An 18,871-nucleotide genomic window follows, 5' to 3' on the forward strand; every position below is an offset into this window, starting at 1 on the left:
CGTAGCAGAAGTCGACCGCCGGGGACAGCCGATGAGCGACATCGAAATGGAAAATCAGGCGGGATGCGTATTCGGCGCGGCCAGCCGCAGCTTTGCGGCGATTTCGGTCGCGACGAAGAAAGCATGCTCGGTCACCTGCGGCAGCCCCATCAGTTCACCGAAGGTGCCGCGCGCCAAGGGACCGGAGATCAATAGCGAAGGGTCCGCGGTCCCCGACGGGCCGATCGCCTCCGAGCGCTCGGTGCAGGCAAGGCCGAGGCCTGCGGGATCGAGCGACAAGTGGCCGCTTGCCGCGAGCGCCGCGAGCCAGGGCTGAGTTTCGAGAATGCCGCCATGGGCCGGCCCGGTGGTGACGACGACGGCGTCGTAGCTGCGCTCCAACGGCTGGCGCCGGTGGCGCGGCTGCAGGGTGCACGCAATGCGTTCGCCTTCGATACGCGCATCGGCGACGGAGCCGGCGAGGATTTCGAGACGACCGGCTACGATCGCCGCGTCGAGCACGGCTTCCACCTGCGGCGCGATGCGGAAACGATGCACATCCCAATAGGCACGCAGATGGCGGACGACACGGCGCCGTTCGGGCATCGGCAGCGCCTGCCAGAGATCAAATCCCTGCGCCCGCACCTGATCGATCACCCCATGCCAGCTTATGCCCTGCGCCTTCGCCGCGTCTATGGCGGCGCGGATTCCCGCCAGCAGCGAAACGGCGGTGGGAGCCGCATCGGCAACGAAATCGCCATAGAGCGGCTGCGGCACCGACGCATGCCCGCGCGAGCGCAGGCCACGGCGCGAGATCGCCGTCACCGGACCATCATGTCCGCGCCCGGCAAGCGAGGCAATGACGTCGGCGGCGGTCAGGCCGTTGCCGATGACCAGCACCCGGTCGTGGGGACGGATGACGTCGAGCGCGCCCGGCTTCGTCGTGTCGGCGACGAAGCGGGGATGGGCGGCCAGAAGGGTTGTAAGCCGGCCGGGAGCGGCCGGCGGCGGATGGCTGGTGGCGATCGCGACGATATCGGCTTCCGTCACGCCGCCCTTGTCGTCGCGGATCGACCAGCGGCCGGCCCGGCGCTCGACATGGGTCACGGCCGCGCGGCAATGGCGCACGCTGCCGTCGTCCAGGAACGATTTCAGCAGGGAGGCGACATAGTCGCCGAAGAGCCGACGCCGAGGAAAGATCTGGCCGTCGGAACGCCTTGCCTCGGGGTCGCAGGCGACGGCGTCGCGGGCGTCGATCCAGGTCTGGAATTCGCCCTGGTCGTCAGGCTGCAGGCTCATCTTGGCGGCCGGAACATTGATGCGATGGGCCGGGTCGTCCGTGTCATAGGCCAGGCCGCGACCGAGCTCGGCGCGCGGCTCGAAGACGACGATGACGGCGTGCGCGTCGTCCACCGCCCGGGCGAGATGATAGGCGACGCCCGCGCCGGAGACGCCACCGCCGATAATGGCGACGACGGGTTTTCCGGACGTCGGCAGAGGCTTGGGCTGCATGATGGCCGAGACCGTTGCTTCGATAGCTTGAGCATAGAAGCCGGGGATTGCCCGCGCAATCCTCCGTTTGCGCTTGTCTATGTGTGCATATCAGCCCGATATCGTCGTCGAGAATTCGGGATTGCCGCGGATGGTGTTGCTGACCGTGCAGATTTCGTCTTCGGCGGCATGGACGATCTTGCTGCGTGTCTCCTCGTCGATATCGCCCTTGATCGAGAAGACGATGTTGAACTTCGCAACGCGTGACAGCCCTTCCGTCGCCTTTTCGCCGGTGACGTCGGCAGCGATCTCGCTGATCCTGTCGAGAACGCCCATCTGGCTGGCGGCGATGCGGGCGCTGAGCACGAGGCAGGCGGAAAGCGAGGCATAGAGCAGATCGAGCGGGCTGAAGCCCGGCTGCGACGGCGCGGTGACGATATCGATCTCACCTCTCGTGGTGGAGGTGACATGCGGAAAACCGGTGCGGCCGAGGGTGGCGGTGGCGCCGGTCGGACGGGGACGAGCCTTGAGATCAGCCATGAAGAAATCCTCTGACAACAACCTCGCAGAGATAGTGCGATCCGCATTCGCCCGCAACGGCGCCGGCGACGCTCGATCACGGAACCTTTCCATCCGTCATCAGTTGATTACACCGGAGCGAAATCAGCAACGAAGGTGCACCGTGATGCCGCATGTCCGCAAGATGGATCGTCAGGACCGGCGGATGGACGCCCGCGACCGGCTGATCGTCGCGCTTTATGCGCAGCTGAAGGCCGAGCGGGAAACACGCGAGACGCTGGAATGGGCGATCCGCAACGGCGCCATCTCGCAGGAAGTGCTGGAGGCGATTGCGGCCGATCCGGTCCCCGTCGTCACCAGCGAGGATATCGCTTCGCTCGAGAAGATCATCGCCCTCGATGAAAGGCGCAAACCAAATCGGAACTAAGCAATTCCAACCAAGCTGCGCAGCGGTCCTGAGGCCCGAATGCGCAAAAGAGGTCGCAGAAGAGGAGATCCGAAATGGCCGACATCACCTATCAAGTCGTCCCGCATGACAATGGCTGGGCCTACAAGCTCGGCGACACGCTGTCGGAGACCTATGCGACGGCCGACGAAGCGATCGTCCGCGCCAAGGACGCCGCGTCGCGCCAGAAGATCGGCGATGGCGACGCGCTGCTCGCCTACCCCTCACCCGACGGCGGCTGGGCATTCCAGGAGCTCGAAACCGACAAGAGCAGCAGTCGGCTCTGATTTGTCACGGAGGATGGAATGGCCGCGCGGGCAAGCTGGAAAGGTCATCTGAAGGTAGGCGACCTTGCTTGCGCCGTCGGGCTCTATACCGCGATTTCCTCCTCGGACCGCGTCTCCTTCAACATCATCAACCGCAGAACCGGCCATCGGGTGGAACGACAATTCGTCGACAGCGAGACCGGCAAGCCGGTGGAGCGGGACGATCAGGTCAAGGGCTACCGGATGGAGAATGGCGAATACATCGTCATCGAAGGCGACGAAATCGCCCAGATCATGCCGGAAAGCGACAAGGTGCTCAATATCAAGGCGTTCATCGCCTATGACGATATCGACAAGCTCTATTTCGACCGTCCCTATTACCTCGCACCCGTCGACGAACATGATGAGGAAGCACTGTCGCTGATCGTCCGCGGCATGCGCGACGGCAAGGTCGCAGCCCTCGCCGAAGCTGTGCTTTTCCGGCGCAACCGAACGCTGCTGATCCGGCCCCATGACGGCCACATCGTCGCGACCATGCTGAACTTCGACTACGAGGTGCGCTCGGCCGACACCGTCTTCAAGGACATTCCCGACATCAAGTTCGACAAGGAGATGCTCGAACTCGCCGGCCACATCATCGAAACCAAGCACGGCAGCTTCGACCCGAGTGCCTACGAGGATCGCTACGAAGCCGCTCTCGTCGAACTGGTGAAGGCGAAGATCGAGGGCCGGGCGCCGCCGAAGAAGAAACCGGCGCCGGAACGCAAGGTCGTCGATCTGATGGAGGCGCTGCGCCAGAGCGCCGGGTTGAGCGGCAAGGGTGCGACGAAGAAGGCGCCGGCAAGGAAGAAGGCGCCGGCGCGCAGCGACAGCCAGAAGAAGGCAGGCTGAGATGGCTCTCGAGACCTATCAGGCGAAGCGCAATTTCAAGCTCACGCCGGAGCCGCGCGGGCGCAAGGGCCGCAGCAGCGGCAACAGTTTCGTCATCCAGAAGCACGACGCCACCAGGCTGCATTATGATTTCCGGCTGGAAATGGATGGGGTGCTGAAGAGCTGGGCGGTAACGAAGGGGCCGAGCCTCAATCCGGAGGACAAGCGGCTGGCCGTGCATGTCGAAGACCACCCGCTGTCCTATGGCGATTTCGAAGGCATCATCCCGAAGGGACAATATGGCGGCGGCACCGTCATCGTCTGGGATCGCGGCACCTGGACGCCGCTCGGCGATGTGCACAAGGCCTACCGCAAAGGCCATCTGGAATTCGAACTCGACGGCGAGAAGCTGAAGGGACGCTGGCACCTCGTGCGCATGCACGGCCGGCCGGAGGAGAAGCGCGAGAACTGGCTGCTGATCAAGGGGGACGACGCCGAGGCGCGCCATGACGGCGGCGACATTCTCGAGGAACGGCCGGAATCGGCCAAAACAGGCCGGCAGCTCGAAGAGGTGGCGGAAAATCCCGATGCGACCTGGAACTCCAAATCCGGAAACGGCAAGGCGGTTGCCGTCAAGAAGCCGGCGCAAAAGGCGAAGCCGTCAGTACCCCGAGAACGCAAATGGCCCAAGGGTGCGCGCAAAAGCGCCATGCCCGATTTCATCGAACCGGCGCTGGCCAAGCTGAAACCGAAGCCGCCGGCGGGCGATCACTGGATCCACGAGATCAAGTTTGACGGCTACCGGCTGCAGGTCAGGATCGAGAACGGCAAAGTCAGCATGCTGACCCGCAGCGGCCTCGACTGGACGGCGAAATTCGGCAGGGAGGTGCTTCAGGCCTTTGCCGCCCTGCCGGTGCGCTCGGCAGTGATCGATGGCGAGATCGTCGTCGAGCGCGATACCGGCGCCTCGGATTTCTCAGCGCTCCAGCGCGATCTGAGCGAGGGCCGCAACGATCGCTTCGTCTTCTATGCCTTCGACCTTCTCCATCTCGACGGCCACAGCCTGCTTGGTGTGACGCTCATCGATCGCAAGCAGCTGCTCGAAAGCCTGCTGCCCGGTGATAACGGCAAGCTGCGGTACAGCGCGCATTTCAACGAAAGCGGCGAGCTGGTGCTCGACCATGCCTGCCGGCTCAGCCTCGAAGGCGTGATCTCAAAGCACAGCGACAGCACATACACGTCGGGACGCAAGGGCGATTGGATCAAATCGAAATGCTCGCACCGGCAGGAATTCGTCATCGGCGGCTATGTACCGTCGACATCGATGAAGGATGCGATCGGCTCGCTGGCAATGGGCTATTACCAGGGTGACGAGCTCAAGCATGTCGGCCGTGTCGGTACCGGATATACGGTGGCAACCGCGCAGATGCTGTACGAGAAACTGTCACGGATGAGGCAGAACGAGAGCGCCTTCGACAACAAGCTCACCGCCGAGGAGCGGCGCGGGCTGATCTATGTCAAGCCGCAGCTGGTCGGCGAAGTCGAGTTCCGCGCCTGGTCGGCCGACGGCAATTTGCGCCATGCCGCCTTCCGCGGCCTGCGTGAAGACAAGCCCGCCAAGGATGTGACCCGCGAGACGGAAAAGACCGCGGCCCGTCCCCTGCCGAAATCGGCGGTGGCGCTCACCCATCCCGACCGCATCTACTGGCCGGACGAGGGTGTTACCAAGGAGGGACTGGCGGATTATTATGCCCAGGTCTGGCGCTTCATGGCGCCTTATGTCGTCAACCGCCCCTTGGCGCTCTTGCGCCTGCCGGACGGGATCAATGGCCGGCAGCGGTTTTTCCAGAAACACGCCTGGAAGGGCATGAACCCGCATATCGAGCAGATCATCGATCCGAAGGACAAGCAGGGCGAGAAGCTGCTGCGGATCACCGATTTCGATGGCGTCGTGGCGCTGGTGCAGTCGGCGGTCCTTGAAATCCACCCGTGGGGCGCGACGACCGACAATTGGGAAAAACCCGACATGATCACCATGGACCTCGATCCGGGCGAGGAGGTGGCGTGGGAGAATGTGATAGCCGCGGCTTACGAATTAAAGGCGCGGCTGGAAGCCGAAGGTCTCGCCGCCTTCGTCAAGACCTCAGGCGGCAAGGGGCTGCATGTGGTGACGCCGCTGACGCCGAAAGCCGGCTGGGTGCAGGTGAAGGCCTTTGCCAAATGGCTGGCCGACAGCATGTCGGCCGACGATCCCGACCGCTATCTGGCGACGGCGACGAAGGCCAAGCGCAAGGGGAGGATCTTCATCGATTATTTGCGCAACGGCCGCGGCAATACGGCAGTTGCGGCCTATTCGACGCGGGCAAGACCGGGCGCGGCGGTCTCGATGCCGCTGGAATGGAGCGAGCTGACCTCCGACATCGGGCCGGCCTATTTTACCGTCGACAATACGCCGACGCGGCTCGACGCCCTGCCCAGAGATCCCTGGGATGGATTTTTCGCGGCGGCGAAACCGCTGGAAACGAGGAAACGATAGCAATTACCGCGGCTTCCCGCCGCCTTCCGCCAGGCTCTTCTTCAGCGCGTCCATGATGTTGATGACGTTGCCGGTCGATTTCACCGGCGGCGGTTTTTTGGCGGGGGCGGCCTGCTTCAAGCTCTTCTGCTTGCCGCGGATCATCGACTTCAGGCGTTTCTGGATCGGGTCCTGCACCATGGTCGGGCTCCAATCCTTGGTCTCTTCCTTCACCAGCTGCTTCATCAGCGTCAAAAGCTTGCTGTCGATCTTTGCCTTGTCGTCGATCTCGGCCAAGGGTTCGCGCACCTCGTCGCCATAACGCAGGGTCCAGAGAATGATGCCCTTGCCTTGCGGCTCCAGCAGCACGGCGCGCTCGCGGCGATAAAGCACCAGACGGGCAATGCCGACGACATCGTTCGCCTTCATCGCCTCGCGGATGACGCAGAAGGCTTCGACGCCGACCTTGTCCTCGGGCGCCAGGAAATGCGGTTTGTCGTACCAGATCCAGTCGATCGAGCCGCGCGGCACGAAACTGTCGATATCGATTGTGCGGGTGCTTTCCAGCCCGACCTCCTCGATCTCCTCGTCCTCGAGGAGAACATAATCGTCCTCGCCGCGCGGATAACCCTTCACCTGGTCCCTGTCGGCCACCGGCTTGTGGGTCACGCTGTCGACATAGCGGCTTTCGACACGGTTCTTCGTCTGGCGATTGAGGACGTGGAACCGCACCTTGTTGCTGTCGGTCGTCGCCGGCGTCAGCGAGACGGAAGCGGTGACGAGCGAGAGCTTGAGATAACCTTTCCAGAATGTCTGGCGTGCCATGGCTGTCCCGTCTCCCGATACGGTGAGGCATGGCAATCAACGGTAAAGCCGGCCTTTGGTTCCGGGCCGGGCGTGATCGGCGGCGGTGCGGCGCTCAGATCGTGAGATACCGCTTCTGCCAGGGGAGCATTTTCTCCTGCCATGCGCGCGGCGTGAATTCGTCATAGGCGGCCTCGGCGATCGCCAGCATCCAGTTGCGGCCCTTGCGGGCGAGCAGCACGCAGGACAATTCCATGCCGGGCTCGACGGCAATGGAAGGCCGGTTGGCGCCTGGGATATCCACGCCCTTGTCACGCCACTGGATCACGATTTCATCGGGCTCGGATGTCCATTCACCCGAGGCGACGGAGGCTTTTCCGTCGGCATTGAAGCGAAGCGGCGGCGGCGTAACGTTCAGGAAGCTGCCGTCATTATGATAATTGCGATCAATCTGACCGGCGGTGGCTTCGCCCGTTCCTTTCAAGAGGACGTCCTGCCGGCACCGCATGAATATGTTGCGCCGGAGGCTGCCCGACCACGGACGATTGGCGAAGAAGGCGACGTCGCATGCGCTGATGACGTTGTCGTGGATATCGATATCCTTGCGGAATGCCCGCTCCTGGTCGGAAAAGCCACTCAGGCTGATGCCGCGATTGTTGTTCTCGATCCAGTTGTCGTAGAGGTGATGGCCGGCATGACCGACCTTGTCGCCGATGCCGTAGCCGAAGGAATAGTCGTTCATCCTGCCGTCACGCATGATGTTGCTACGCACCACGGCATCGTCGCCGATCGACGAAAAGGAGAAATTCTTGCCGCCGATGAAGTTGTATTCGACGCGGTATCTCCGGGTTTTATCACAGACCAGCGCGCCCTTGTTCGACGCGCTTGTCGGCGACTGCAGGAAGAGGTTGCCGCGGATCACGATATCGGAGCTGATATTGTCGTCGCTGTTTTGATAGGCGAACTGGCAGCAGTCGGCGCCGTCGCCCGGTGCGGCGCCCATGCGGTTGTTTTCCAGAAGCACGTTCGACGTCTTCGTCAGATAGATGCCGTCGCCCCTGACATTTTCCGTTGCGCAGCGCCTGACGACGAGGTTCTTGCCGTTGTGAAACTTGAAGCCGCGCGGCGAGTTCTTGACGACGACGTCTTCGACCACCGTATCGGAAAACACCTGATAGGCGACGCCGATATCCTCGGCACCGTCGATGACCTGCGCCCGCGTGGAGACGCCATGAGATTTCTTTCGCAGGATTGCGGGCATCGGATCTCCATCGGCGCGATTACCTGGGCACTGCGCTTCTTCTCAGAGGCGCAAGGATGCGGTAGCGCATTGAGCTGCTGCATGGCTTATCCTTAAATCAATTCCGATTTAAGAAACACGCAGTCGCGCCGAATTAATGCAGGGCATGTGGCAGGAGTTTGACGGCCTGCTTCACTTCGCAGGCCGTCATGCGATCTCAAGAGCATGACGCCGAAAAATGTGAGCGGTTTTCGGATGACATCATGCTCTAACTCTTTAATTTAGAACAGGATTCAGATTTTAGGTCGACCGGGCCTAAAATCATCCTGTTCTAAGGCCAAAGTCTTGCAATCGGTCACCGGGTCTCGAGTATCCGCATCAGCCGGCCGCGATAGCTATCAAGGATAACCGCAAGCACGATGACGGCGCCGATGACGATCGGCTTGATGTTGTCGTCGGCGCCGAGCAGCTGCAGCCCCGTCGACAGCACCTGCAGAATGCAGGCGCCGACCAGCGTTCCGACGATCGAACCCTTGCCGCCCGAGAGGCTGGTTCCGCCGATGATGACCGCGGCGATCGCATTCAGTTCATAACCGATGCCGGCAACCGGGCTGCCGACGTTGAGGCGCAGCAGATAGACCATGGCGGCAATGCCGGCGGTCAGGCCGGAGATGGTGAACACCGCGATCTTGTAGCGTTTCGGCTCGTGTCCCGACAGCCGCACGGCCTCTTCATTGGTGCCGATCGCGAAGACGAAACGCCCGAAGACCGTGTAACGCAAGACGAACCAGCCGACGAGGACGACGACGATCGCAATCAGAAAGATCGACGGGAAGATGCCCCAGAAGATCAGATTGCCGAAATCGACGAAGGGCTGCGGCAGGCCGGTGATGGTGGAGTTGTCGCTGACGACGCGTGCCAGGCCGCTTGCCACATTCAACATGCCGAGCGTGACGATGAAGGACGGAAGCTTCCACTTTTCACAGACCCAGCCGTTGATGGCGCCAAGGATCGCGCCGGTGCCCATCGAGGCGAGCGAGGCCAGCACGATCGCCTGCCAGGGGGAGAGCCTGGGGTCGATCATGATCGTCGCGCCGATGACGGTGCAAAGAGCGAGCAGCGAACCGACCGAAAGATCGATGCCGCCGACCAGGATGACGTAGGTCATGCCCGAGGCGAGCACGGTGTTGATGGCGATCTGCACGAAGATCTTCAGGAAATTCTCCGGCGTGGCGAAATAGGGCGCTGTCGCCGAGAAGAATATGAGGATCAGGACGAGGGCGATGGCAACGCCTGCCTCCTTCATCGAGATCCGAATGAGCTTGTCCCAGAAGCCCGTCTCTTTCGCTTCGATCTTGGTTTCAATGTTGCCGGACACGACTGTACTCCTTGTAAGCGAGTGAGAGGATCCTGCTCTCTTCGAATTGATCCCGCGCTATTTCGCCGGCGATCTTGCCGTCCGACAGGACGATGATGCGATGGCAGATGCCGATGAGCTCCGGCAGATCCGAGGAGACGACCAGAACGCCCTTTCCTTCGGCGGCGAACTTCCACAGAAGTTCATAGATTTCCGCCTTGGCGCCGACGTCGATGCCGCGGGTCGGCTCATCGAAAATCAGCACGTTGGGACCGCGGAACAGCCATTTGGCAATCACGACCTTTTGCTGATTGCCGCCCGAAAACGTCCTGACCATCTGATGGATCGACGGGGTTTTTATGCGCAGCTCGCGCACGAGGCGCTGCGTGTGCTCGTTCTCCGCCCTTCGGCTGATCAGCCCCTTGCGGGAGATCTTGCCGAGATCGGTCACCGTGGCGTTTTCCGCGCAGCTCATGTCGAGCATCAGGCCCTGCAGCTTGCGGTCTTCCGTCGCCAGGCACAGGCCGGCGGCAACCGCGTCTTTGGGCGAATTGATCGCAACCGGCTCGCCGTCAACGCGAATTTCGCCGCCGGCTTTGGCGTCGGCGCCGAATATGGCGCGCACCGCCTCCGTCCGGCCGCTGCCGACAAGGCCCGCAATGCCGACGATTTCTCCCTTGGCGACGGAAAACGACAGTTCCGGGCTGTTGCGCGTGACCTTCAGGGCGGAGACGCCAAGCGCTTCGCCGAACACGGCGCTGTCGCTGCGAAAAATGCCATGATCCGAAAGCGTCCGTCCGACCATCAGCTCGACGATGTCGGGGATCGCCAATCCGGACAGCGGACGGGTGATGACATGCTGGCCGTCACGCAGCACCGTGACATCGTCTCCGACTTCGAAAATCTCCTCGAGCCTGTGGGATATGTAAAGCGTCGTGACGCCGCGCGCCTTCAGCCGCTTCAGAATTTCGAACAGCCGGTCGACTTCCTTGGAGGTCAGGGTCGCCGTCGGCTCGTCGAGCACGAGCAGCTTGCTTTCGTAGCAGAGCGCCTTGGCAATCTCGAGCAGCTGCAGCTGCGCGACGCTGAGGCGGCTGGCGAGCGTCGTCGGCGCCACATCGAGGCCGACTTCCGCCAAAAGTTCCGCCGCCCGCCTGTTCATCTGCCTGTAATCCACCAGGCCGTATCGGCGCGGGAGATGTTCGAAAAGCAGGTTTTCGGCGACGGTGAGATTGGAAAGGGGATGGAGTTCCTGGTGAATGACGCGGATGCCGGCCTTGAAGGCCTCCAGCGGTGAGCCCGGATGATAGGGCTTGCCGTCAAACGATATGTGGCCGTCATCCGGCTTGAAGACGCCGCCCAGCAGGTTGATCAGGGTCGATTTACCCGCGCCGTTCTCGCCGAGCAGGATGTGGCCCTTGCCGCGGCCGATCCGCATGGAAACATTGCGAAGGGCGACGACGCCCGGGAAGCGTTTGCCGATCCCATCCAGCTTCAAGATGTAGTCGTCTGCTGCGTCTGACACGTCCACCTCGTGCACGATCCGTTGAAATTCGAGATGGCCACCATCCGCACAATACGCAGTCTGCGAGACCCGCAATGAGCCTCATTCGCAGCGATCATCATGCAATCGGTTGGCAGCGGTCAGCGCCGGCCGGCGGCCGGCGCCTCCTGTGGCATCAAGCCGACAATTTCAATTATTTGAGGTCGCCGGCAGTGACGAGCTTGATGTCGGTCTTGACCCAGCCGGTGAATTTTTCGCCGGCAAGTTCACGCATGCCATAGTCGATGCCCATGACCGCCATCTGCGCGCCATACTGTTCGACGGTGGCAAGCATCTTGCCATCCTTGATCAGCGGCTGCACCGGCGGGATGTTGTCGAAGCCGACGACCTTGATCTTGCCGGCCTGGCCGGTTGCATCGAGAGCCTTGACGACGCCAAGGGCCATGGAGTCGTTGGCGGCCATCACACCCTGAATATCCTTATACTTCGTCAGGAAATTGGTCATGACGGTGTTGGCTTCTTCCGTCTCCCAATGGGCGGTCTTGCTGTCGAGCAGCTCAAGCTTGCCCGACTTGACGGAGTCCATGAAGCCTTCCTTGCGCTCCTTGGCATTGTCGGCCTCGGGATTGCCCTCGAGGATGACAACCTTCGCGCCCGGGCCCAGATCCTTGGCCAGCGCGTCGCCGGCAAGCTTGGCACCTTCCTGATTGTCGGGGCCGAAGAAGGCCAGATCGATACCGGCCGCCTTCTTGGCATCGGCGTCGAGCGGCACGTCGATGTTGATGACCTTGACGCCGGCCTTTACGGCCTTGGCGAGCGGCGTTGCCATCGCTTTCGAATCGGCCGGGGCAACGACGATGATGTCGTATTTCTGCGTCACGAAGTTTTCGACGGCATCGACCTGGGCGGCGAAATCACGCTCGTCCTTCATGCCGACGGCCTTGAAGTCGAACTTGTCCTTGTTCTCAACCGCATACTTATCGGCGCCCGCCTTCATCTGCTTGAAGAACTCATTGGACAGAGACTTCATGATCAGGCCGACCTTGGGCTTGTCGGCCGCAAACGCGGGCGACAAGCCGCAGGACAGGGCGAGCACCAGGGTGCCGGCAAGTCCAAGCTTCAATGCCGCACGGCGCGGCGCACTCATCAGGACGGAATCACGCTTTGTAGAATGGGACATTTCTCTCCTCCGAACGGTTCCGGGCCTATCCTCACCTGAGTGCCTTCGCGGATGAACCGTTTCCAACATCAATTGGGTAACAATGCTGGAAACGATTGTCAAGGCACCGGAAATCGGAGGGAAGCGGCGAAAATCAGACTGATCCCCGCCCTTTGCAGGCTGCAGCGATGAACCGTTTCCATTGAATGCGAACCATCCCCATGCTATGGAAATGTCATCACGTTTGACGAAGGCGCTGGAGACCATTAGCTGAAAGCTCGTTCGGGCGCCTTCGGGCGTCCCGAAAATGAAGATGAAGGGACATGTTCTTCCATTATGCCAAAGGTCGGAATTCGAGACGTAGCCAAGCTTGCCGGTGTTTCCACCGGAACCGTCTCACGGGTCTTGAATGACCATCCTTCGGTGACGGATGAGCTCAGGGCACGCGTCAGACGCATCATCGACGACCTCGGCTATATGCCCGACCCGTCGGCGCGAAGCATGCGCAGCAAGGTCAGCCGCCTGATCGGCATCGTCATCCCGGATCTGACCAATCCGTTCTTCTCCGAACTCGTACAGTCGGCCGAACAGGCGGCGGCAAGTCATGGCTACAACATCATCGTCATGACGTCGTTTGACGATGCGGCCAAGGAGGCCGACCGCATCGGGCAGCTGACAAGCCGGAAGGTGGACGGGATCATCCTCGTTCCCAGCAATAATTTCCATACGCTCAAGCTGCCGAAGACTCTGCCCATCGTCGTCGTCGACCGCCTCATGCCGGGATATTCCGGCATCGCCTCCGATCACCGCAACGGGGTGCGGCTCGGCGTCGAGCATCTCTTGAAGCTCGGCCATCGCCGCATCGGCTTCATTTCGGGCCCCCGACATTCCGTGCCTGCCAATGATCGCCTCAAGGGTTACCTTGATGCGATGGGGCAGCCCGATGACGGCGGAGAGATTCAAGCCTCGCCGCTGATCGCCGAGGCGGCCTTCGACTATGAAAGCGGCCGATCAGCCGGAAATTATCTGCTGGCGCGGGCGCGCAGCGAACGGCCGACCGCCATCTTCGCAAGCTCGGATCAACAGGCGATCGGCTGCATGAGAGCGGCGCATGATCTGGGAATTCCGGTTCCCGCAGCCCTTTCCATCGTGGGGTTCGACGGCATTCCGCTGTCGAGCATGACGACGCCGCGGCTGACGACCGTCAAACAGCCGATTCAGAAGATCGCCGCAGCGGCGGTCGCGGTTCTGTTGAACAAGCAACCGACGCCCGGCATCGGCCACCCCATCTTGCTCGACTGCGAACTTTCGGAAGGGGAAACCACCTCTTCCCCGCAACCCGACTGAACAGGTCGGCTGCCAGGCGTTCTTCGGGCTTTCACCAATCATAGACTCCGCTCGCACGGTCCAGACCCAAGCCACGGGCTGCACCTGTCGAAACGTATCCACCTTCCTCTGCCGCGACGCTGATCTGTGATCAAAAACAAATCCATTTGACGGATATCCTACAAGTGGATATGTCTTAACGGTCGTCATTGCAGACCAATGGGAATGGCATGTCGCTGAAATCCATGAAGCCCCTCGCCCGCGCGCCTCTGCTCCACGTGTCCGTGCAGGAAAGCCTGCGGGCCTATATCAGCGACAACGGATTGAAGCCCGGCACGATGCTTCCGGCCGAATCCGACCTGGCGAACCAGCTCGGCGTCAGCCGCAATTCCCTGCGTGAGGGTATCAAGGCGCTGGAATCGCTGGGTGTGCTGGAATCGCGCCGCGGCATCGGCATCTTCGTCAAAGCCTTCTCATTCGAACCGCTGCTCGACAATCTCGCCTATGGCCTCGGCGGCGCCTTGCGCCAGATCGAGGAAGTGATCGAGATCCGCCGGACCCTGGAAGTCGGCCTGATCGGCAAGACGGTCGAGATGATCGACGACGACGATATCGCCGAGCTGCGCGCCACGGTGGAGCGCATGCGGGTCCATGCCGAGCGCGGTCAATCCTTTGCCGACGAAGACCAGCTTTTTCATACCCTGCTGTTCCGCTGCCAGAACAACGAGACCCTTGCCCGGCTGATCGATGTGTTCTGGCTCGCCTTCTACAAGGCCTCCGATTTCGTCAATCTCGACAATGTCGATCCCGTCGCGACCTGGAGGGATCACGCGGCGATCGTCGATGCCATCGAGGCGAAGGACGTCGCGCAAGCGCAGAACCGCCTGGACCGTCATTACGACGGCATCTCCCGGGTGATCGCCGCCAATAAGAAAAGTGCCAATGTGGGAGGAGCACAATGAGAGGACTGTTCAGATTATCATCCGCCATCGCGCTTGCTGCGATGATGGCGACGACCGCCATTCCGGCCTTCACCGGCCCGGCGCAGGCCGCCACGCTGTCGGGCGGCTTCGATGTCGGGCCCGGCGGTTTCCAGGGCAATTTCAACCCGCTCGCCGCGACGGGCGGCTTCACCTGGCTCAGCGTCTATTTCGAGCCGCTGGTGACCTATGACGAGAAGCTCGAGAAAGTCGTCGGCCAGCTCGCCTCGTCCTATGAGGTCAGCCCCGACCAGATGACCTACACGCTCAAGCTCGCCGATGCGAAATGGCATGACGGCAAGCCCTTCACCGCAAAGGATGCCAAGTTCACCATCGAGCTTGCCAAGAACGCCAAGACCGGCTCGGTTCTCGCGGCTCGCCTGAACGCCGTTTCCTCGGCCGAGGCCAAGGACGACAAGACGCTGGTCATCAAACTCTCGGCTCCGTCGGCAAGCCTGATGGACACGCTGACGAAGGTGATGCTGCTGCCGGAGCACGCGCTGTCGCAGATCCCGGCGGACCAGCTCGCCAAGAACACATGGTGGTCCACCGCGCCGATCGGCACCGGGCCGTTCAAATTCACCAAATACGTCACCGATCAATATGTCGAACTTGCCGCCAACACCGACTACCGGGGCGGCAAGCCGGCGCTGGAAAAGATCATCAACCGCTATTTCGCCAATCCGGCTGCGGCGATTGCCGCACTGCGCGCCGGCGAGATCCAGTTCACCTATGTCGATTCGAACGACTTGACCGCCTTCAACAACAACAAGGATTTCCGCGTCATCGAAGGCAATTCCTTCGTCGTCAACTATCTCGGCTTCAACCACGACTCGCCGATCTGGAAGGATGTCCGGATCCGTCAGGCGGTGATGTATGCGATCAATCGCGATGCAATCATCCAGAGCCTTTACGGCGGCGCCGCCAAACCGGCAAACTGCGCCTATATCGCCGACCAGGTGGTGCCGAAGGGCATCGAAACCTATGCCTACGATCCGGAAAAGGCCAAGCAGTTGCTGAAGGAAGCCGGCTGGGATCAGGTCAACGGCGACAAGCCGATAACGCTTCTGACCTATTACACGACGCCGCTTGCCGCCAATGTCATGGCTGCGGTCCAGGCAATGCTCGCCCAGGTCGGCATCAACGTCACGCCGCGCGCCGTCGACACCCCGACCTATAACAGCATCGTGCTCAACCCGACGCCCGACGTCGCGCAATTCCAGATGGTTTATGCCGGCCTGCAGAACGGCCCTGACCCGGGCAGCATCAATGTCGGCCTCAACGAAAAGCAGATCCCGCCGGCCGGCCCGAACGTCGCCCGCGTGCGCATGCCGGTGCTGACCGCCGCTCTCGACGCAGCGCTTAGCGAGACGGATGCCGCAAAGCGCGAGGCCCGCTACCAGGAGGTCTGCAAGGTGATGAACAAGGAACTGCCCTGGGGTCCGCTCTGGGTGGCCAAACGTTATGGCGTCGCCTCCTCCAAACTGAAGGACTTCGTCTGGACGCCGGCCCCCGGCGGCGGCCCTTACCAGGCGCATCCGGAAAAATGGGCGATCGCCGAATAGGGCGTAATGCATCCTGAAAAGCAAAGGGCGGCCAGGTCGGCGAACCTGTCCGTCCGCACAGGAACGGGTTTTTCATGCTGAGATACAGTCTCCGGCGCCTGCTGATCGGCGTGGGCATGCTGCTTGCCTTGAGCGTGCTGATCTTCGTCATGCTGCGGCTTACCCCCGGCGATCCGATCGACGCCTATATCGATCCCAATGTGCCGATGTCATCGTCGGATCTTGCGGAACTGCGCGTCACACTCGGCCTCGATCAGCCGCTGCCGCTGCAGTATGTCGCCTGGCTGGGGCAAGCGCTGACGGGAAATCTCGGCTATTCGATCAAACGGCCCGACCAGCCGGTGCTCGGTCTCGTGCTCTCGCGTGTCGGGCCGACGGTCCTCTTGATGGGATCGGCGATCGCGATCGCGATCATCGCCGGCATCGCGACCGGCATCGTCAGCGCTGTTCGCCGCAATTCGATCGCCGACCTGTCCTTGTCGGTCTTTGCCGTCACCGGCATTTCCAGTCCGCCCTTCTTAAGCGCCTTGGTCGGCCTCTATCTGTTTTCGGTCTATTTCCGCTGGATGCCCTCCGGCGGCATGCTGACGCCCGGCCGCGAATTTTCCGTCGCCGACCTCCTCCATCACCTCATCCTGCCCGCGACATTGCTGGCCGTGGCGCAGACAGCGCTGATCATGCGCTACATGCGCGCTTCCATGCTCGAGGTCCTGAACCAGGACTATGTGCGCACGGCGCGCGCCAAGGGCGTCTTCGAATTCTGGGTCATTACCAAGCATGCGCTGCGCAATGCGCTGCTTCCCGTCATCACCCTGATCGGCTCGACGATCGGCCTTGCGATCGGCGGCGCGATTTTCATCGAAAGCGTCTTCAACTGGCCCGGCATGGGCCTGCTGATGGTCGATGCGGTGGAAGGCCGCGACTATCCTGTTATCATGGGTTCGACGCTCGTGATCGGCGCCTGCGTCATCGCCGTCAACCTTCTGACCGATCTCGCCTATGCGCTGGTCGATCCGCGGATCAAGGTGGGCTGAGCGATGCCGGCACGAAACCCTGCCCGCAGTCCGGGCCCGATCGCACGCTCCCTGCATCGCTTCCTGCTGAACCGGGCCGCCTTCGCCGGCCTGTGCATGATCACGCTGGTGATCGTGGCGATCCTTTCCTATCCGTTGTGGTGGAGCTTCAAACCCAACGACATCGATCTGCTGGCGATGAATGCGCAGCCGGGACCGAGACACTGGTTCGGCACCGACGGCGTCGGCCGCGACATCTTTGCCCGGGTGATGGATGGCGGCCGGATCTCGCTTTTGGTGGCCCTCACCTCGACCGTCATTTCCGCCGTCATCGGTTTCATGGTCGGCGCGGTCTCGGCGCTTGCGGGCCGCTTTGCGGATGCCGTCACCATGCGTTTCGTCGATCTTGTCATGACGCTGCCGCCGGTCATCTTTCTGCTGGTGCTCGCCTCGATCGCCGGCACCGGCATCTGGCCGACGGTCTTCGTCATCTCGCTGCTCTCCTGGCCGCTACTGGCGCGCATGGTGCGCGCGCGGCTGCTGGAACTTCGCGAGCGTGACTTCGTGACGGCGGCAAGGGGCATGGGAGCGGGTCTGCCGCACCTGCTCTTCCGTCACGGCCTGCCGAACTCGATCGACATCCTGGTCGTCTTTGCGACGCTGCAGATCGCCAATGCCATCCTGCTCGAGGCCGGCCTTTCCTTCCTCGGGCTCGGCATTGCGCCGCCGGCGGCAAGCTGGGGCAACATGCTGAATGCCGCCCGCTCCACCGCAGTGCTCGAACAATATCCCTGGCAGTGGCTGTTTCCCGGCGGCTTTCTGGTGCTTGCCGTCCTTGCAATCAACTTCATTGGCGATGGTCTTCGCGATGCCTTCGACCCTCGCGCCGAATTAAACTGACGATCGAAAGAAAGCGAATATGAGCAAATTCAAGGGTGTCGTTCCTCCCGTCGTAACCCCGCTGAACAAGGATTACACCGTCGATTACCCGTCCTACACGCGGGTGCTGGAAAACCTGATCGAGGCGGGATGCCATGGCCTTTTCGTGCTCGGCTCGACCAGCGAGGTGATCTTCCATGACGAGCAAACCCGGCAGGAGATCATCGAACATTCGGCCAAGGTCATCAACGGCCGCGTGCCGCTGATCGTCGGCGTCATCGATCCGACGACCGACCGGGTCATCAACCATGCCAGGATCGCCAGATCGGCCGGCGCCGACGCGGTGGTCGTCACGGCGCCGTTCTATACGGTGACCAGCCAGGCCGAGACCATCGATCACTTCCGCTATATCCGCGATGCCGTCGACGTGCCGCTGATCGCCTATGACATTCCCGTCTGCGTGCATGTGAACCTGCAGCGCCAGACCAGCGTGACGCTGGCGAAGGAGGGAACCATCATCGGCATCAAGGACTCGAGCGGCGACGACGGCAATTTCCGTTACCTGCTGCTCGATCTTGCCGACAACAAGGACGTCTTCCTGATGACCGGCTCCGAAATCGTCGTCGACACGGCGCTGCAGATGGGCGCCCATGGCGTCGTGCCCGGCATCGCCAATGTCGATCCGCACGGTTACGTCAGGCTCTGGAATGCCGCTCAGCGCGGCGACTGGGTCGCGGCCCGCAAGGAACAGGAGCGGCTCTGCCGGCTCTTCGAAATCGTCTGGGTCGGAGCGAGCCGGGTCAGCGGCGGCGCTGCCGGCATCGGTGCCTTCAAGGCGGCGATGAAGATCCTCGGCATCATCGATACAGCGCTAATGCCGCGCCCGCGTGCGGCCCTCAACGAGGCCGAAACTGCAAGGATCAACGAAATCCTGCGCGCCACCGGCCTGCTTGCCTGAT

The 18,871-nt window shown here is 61.9% G+C and carries 17 protein-coding genes; 10 read left to right on the top strand and 7 right to left on the bottom strand.

The annotated features are described in order from the left end of the window. Window positions 1-54: 54 nt before the first annotated feature. Window positions 55-1,539: an FAD/NAD(P)-binding protein gene (locus tag CO671_RS09205; RefSeq protein ID WP_170964954.1), complete on the bottom strand. Its 1,485-nt coding sequence runs from the start codon at window positions 1,537-1,539 to the stop codon at window positions 55-57. Window positions 1,540-1,581: 42 nt separating this feature from the next. Beyond that, a complete protein-coding gene (locus CO671_RS09210; RefSeq protein ID WP_097605742.1) occupies window positions 1,582-2,010 on the bottom strand; it encodes an OsmC family protein in 429 nt (142 codons plus the stop codon). 145 nt (window positions 2,011-2,155) lie between these two features. Between CO671_RS09210 and CO671_RS09215 the strand changes: the two genes are divergently transcribed. The 4 genes from CO671_RS09215 to ligD all read left to right on the top strand — a co-directional run bounded on the left by CO671_RS09215 (window position 2,156) and on the right by ligD (window position 6,106). Then, complete coding sequence (locus CO671_RS09215; RefSeq protein ID WP_097582477.1) at window positions 2,156-2,416, top strand: hypothetical protein; 261 nt, start codon at window positions 2,156-2,158, stop codon at window positions 2,414-2,416. Window positions 2,417-2,490: 74 nt separating this feature from the next. Next, the gene (locus tag CO671_RS09220) at window positions 2,491-2,721 is read left to right on the top strand and encodes a DUF2188 domain-containing protein (RefSeq protein WP_010025636.1); all 231 of its coding nucleotides are present in this window, start codon (window positions 2,491-2,493) and stop codon (window positions 2,719-2,721) included. Between the two features lie 18 nt (window positions 2,722-2,739). Then, window positions 2,740-3,591 (top strand): Ku protein, encoded by an 852-nt coding sequence (locus tag CO671_RS09225; protein ID WP_097605667.1) that lies wholly within the window; start codon window positions 2,740-2,742, stop codon window positions 3,589-3,591. Between the two features lies 1 nt (window position 3,592). Further along, the gene (gene ligD, locus CO671_RS09230) at window positions 3,593-6,106 is read left to right on the top strand and encodes a DNA ligase D (RefSeq protein WP_097605668.1); all 2,514 of its coding nucleotides are present in this window, start codon (window positions 3,593-3,595) and stop codon (window positions 6,104-6,106) included. A gap of 3 nt (window positions 6,107-6,109) precedes the next feature. Here ligD and CO671_RS09235 read toward each other — a convergent pair whose 3' ends face one another. The 5 genes from CO671_RS09235 to CO671_RS09255 form a co-directional block, all read right to left on the bottom strand. Next, window positions 6,110-6,910, bottom strand: coding sequence for a Ku protein (locus CO671_RS09235; RefSeq protein ID WP_097605669.1), 801 nt, complete (start codon window positions 6,908-6,910; stop codon window positions 6,110-6,112). Between the two features lie 94 nt (window positions 6,911-7,004). Further along, entirely contained in the window at window positions 7,005-8,150 is a 1,146-nt protein-coding gene (locus tag CO671_RS09240; RefSeq protein WP_097605670.1) for a right-handed parallel beta-helix repeat-containing protein, read from the bottom strand. 334 nt (window positions 8,151-8,484) lie between these two features. Then, the gene (locus tag CO671_RS09245; protein ID WP_097605671.1) at window positions 8,485-9,507 is read right to left on the bottom strand and encodes an ABC transporter permease; all 1,023 of its coding nucleotides are present in this window, start codon (window positions 9,505-9,507) and stop codon (window positions 8,485-8,487) included. Then, complete coding sequence (locus CO671_RS09250) at window positions 9,491-11,011, bottom strand: sugar ABC transporter ATP-binding protein (RefSeq protein WP_097605672.1); 1,521 nt, start codon at window positions 11,009-11,011, stop codon at window positions 9,491-9,493. Before CO671_RS09250 ends, CO671_RS09245 begins: the two co-directional genes overlap by 17 nt. Before the next feature lie 172 nt (window positions 11,012-11,183). Continuing rightward, window positions 11,184-12,170 carry a sugar ABC transporter substrate-binding protein gene (locus tag CO671_RS09255; RefSeq protein WP_097605673.1) on the bottom strand — a complete coding sequence of 329 codons (987 nt, stop codon included), beginning with the start codon at window positions 12,168-12,170 and terminating at the stop codon, window positions 11,184-11,186. 315 nt (window positions 12,171-12,485) lie between these two features. Here CO671_RS09255 and CO671_RS09260 point away from each other — a divergent pair, with 315 nt between their 5' ends. The 6 genes from CO671_RS09260 to CO671_RS09285 all read left to right on the top strand — a co-directional run bounded on the left by CO671_RS09260 (window position 12,486) and on the right by CO671_RS09285 (window position 18,870). Beyond that, the gene (locus CO671_RS09260) at window positions 12,486-13,496 is read left to right on the top strand and encodes a LacI family DNA-binding transcriptional regulator (RefSeq protein ID WP_097605674.1); all 1,011 of its coding nucleotides are present in this window, start codon (window positions 12,486-12,488) and stop codon (window positions 13,494-13,496) included. 209 nt (window positions 13,497-13,705) lie between these two features. Continuing rightward, complete coding sequence (locus CO671_RS09265) at window positions 13,706-14,437, top strand: FadR/GntR family transcriptional regulator (protein ID WP_097605675.1); 732 nt, start codon at window positions 13,706-13,708, stop codon at window positions 14,435-14,437. Further along, window positions 14,434-16,020 carry an ABC transporter substrate-binding protein gene (locus CO671_RS09270; protein ID WP_097605676.1) on the top strand — a complete coding sequence of 529 codons (1,587 nt, stop codon included), beginning with the start codon at window positions 14,434-14,436 and terminating at the stop codon, window positions 16,018-16,020. The genes CO671_RS09265 and CO671_RS09270 overlap by 4 nt, the downstream gene beginning before the upstream one ends. Before the next feature lie 74 nt (window positions 16,021-16,094). After that, window positions 16,095-17,054, top strand: coding sequence for an ABC transporter permease (locus CO671_RS09275; protein WP_097605677.1), 960 nt, complete (start codon window positions 16,095-16,097; stop codon window positions 17,052-17,054). 3 nt (window positions 17,055-17,057) lie between these two features. Next, the gene (locus CO671_RS09280; protein ID WP_097605678.1) at window positions 17,058-17,933 is read left to right on the top strand and encodes an ABC transporter permease; all 876 of its coding nucleotides are present in this window, start codon (window positions 17,058-17,060) and stop codon (window positions 17,931-17,933) included. A gap of 19 nt (window positions 17,934-17,952) precedes the next feature. Further along, entirely contained in the window at window positions 17,953-18,870 is a 918-nt protein-coding gene (locus CO671_RS09285) for a dihydrodipicolinate synthase family protein (RefSeq protein WP_097605679.1), read from the top strand. The last annotated feature ends 1 nt before the right edge of the window (window position 18,871 follow it).

This window comes from Rhizobium sp. M10, from assembly GCF_002531955.1.
GTDB classification, from domain to species: Bacteria; Pseudomonadota; Alphaproteobacteria; order Rhizobiales; family Rhizobiaceae; genus Rhizobium; species Rhizobium etli_C.

Bases quoted from the DNA above. Each gene is read 5' to 3' on its own strand.
- ligD (WP_097605668.1), top strand. From the start codon at position 3,593: ATGGCTCTCGAGACCTATCAGGCGAAGCGCAATTTCAAGCTCACGCCG.
- CO671_RS09225 (WP_097605667.1), top strand. From the start codon at position 2,740: ATGGCCGCGCGGGCAAGCTGGAAAGGTCATCTGAAGGTAGGCGACCTT.
- CO671_RS09235 (WP_097605669.1), bottom strand. From the start codon at position 6,910: ATGGCACGCCAGACATTCTGGAAAGGTTATCTCAAGCTCTCGCTCGTC.
- CO671_RS09280 (WP_097605678.1), top strand. From the start codon at position 17,058: ATGCCGGCACGAAACCCTGCCCGCAGTCCGGGCCCGATCGCACGCTCC.
- CO671_RS09265 (WP_097605675.1), top strand. From the start codon at position 13,706: ATGTCGCTGAAATCCATGAAGCCCCTCGCCCGCGCGCCTCTGCTCCAC.
- CO671_RS09240 (WP_097605670.1), bottom strand. From the start codon at position 8,150: ATGCCCGCAATCCTGCGAAAGAAATCTCATGGCGTCTCCACGCGGGCG.
- CO671_RS09260 (WP_097605674.1), top strand. From the start codon at position 12,486: ATGCCAAAGGTCGGAATTCGAGACGTAGCCAAGCTTGCCGGTGTTTCC.
- CO671_RS09275 (WP_097605677.1), top strand. From the start codon at position 16,095: ATGCTGAGATACAGTCTCCGGCGCCTGCTGATCGGCGTGGGCATGCTG.
- CO671_RS09255 (WP_097605673.1), bottom strand. From the start codon at position 12,170: ATGTCCCATTCTACAAAGCGTGATTCCGTCCTGATGAGTGCGCCGCGC.
- CO671_RS09210 (WP_097605742.1), bottom strand. From the start codon at position 2,010: ATGGCTGATCTCAAGGCTCGTCCCCGTCCGACCGGCGCCACCGCCACC.
- CO671_RS09285 (WP_097605679.1), top strand. From the start codon at position 17,953: ATGAGCAAATTCAAGGGTGTCGTTCCTCCCGTCGTAACCCCGCTGAAC.
- CO671_RS09220 (WP_010025636.1), top strand. From the start codon at position 2,491: ATGGCCGACATCACCTATCAAGTCGTCCCGCATGACAATGGCTGGGCC.
- CO671_RS09215 (WP_097582477.1), top strand. From the start codon at position 2,156: ATGCCGCATGTCCGCAAGATGGATCGTCAGGACCGGCGGATGGACGCC.
- CO671_RS09270 (WP_097605676.1), top strand. From the start codon at position 14,434: ATGAGAGGACTGTTCAGATTATCATCCGCCATCGCGCTTGCTGCGATG.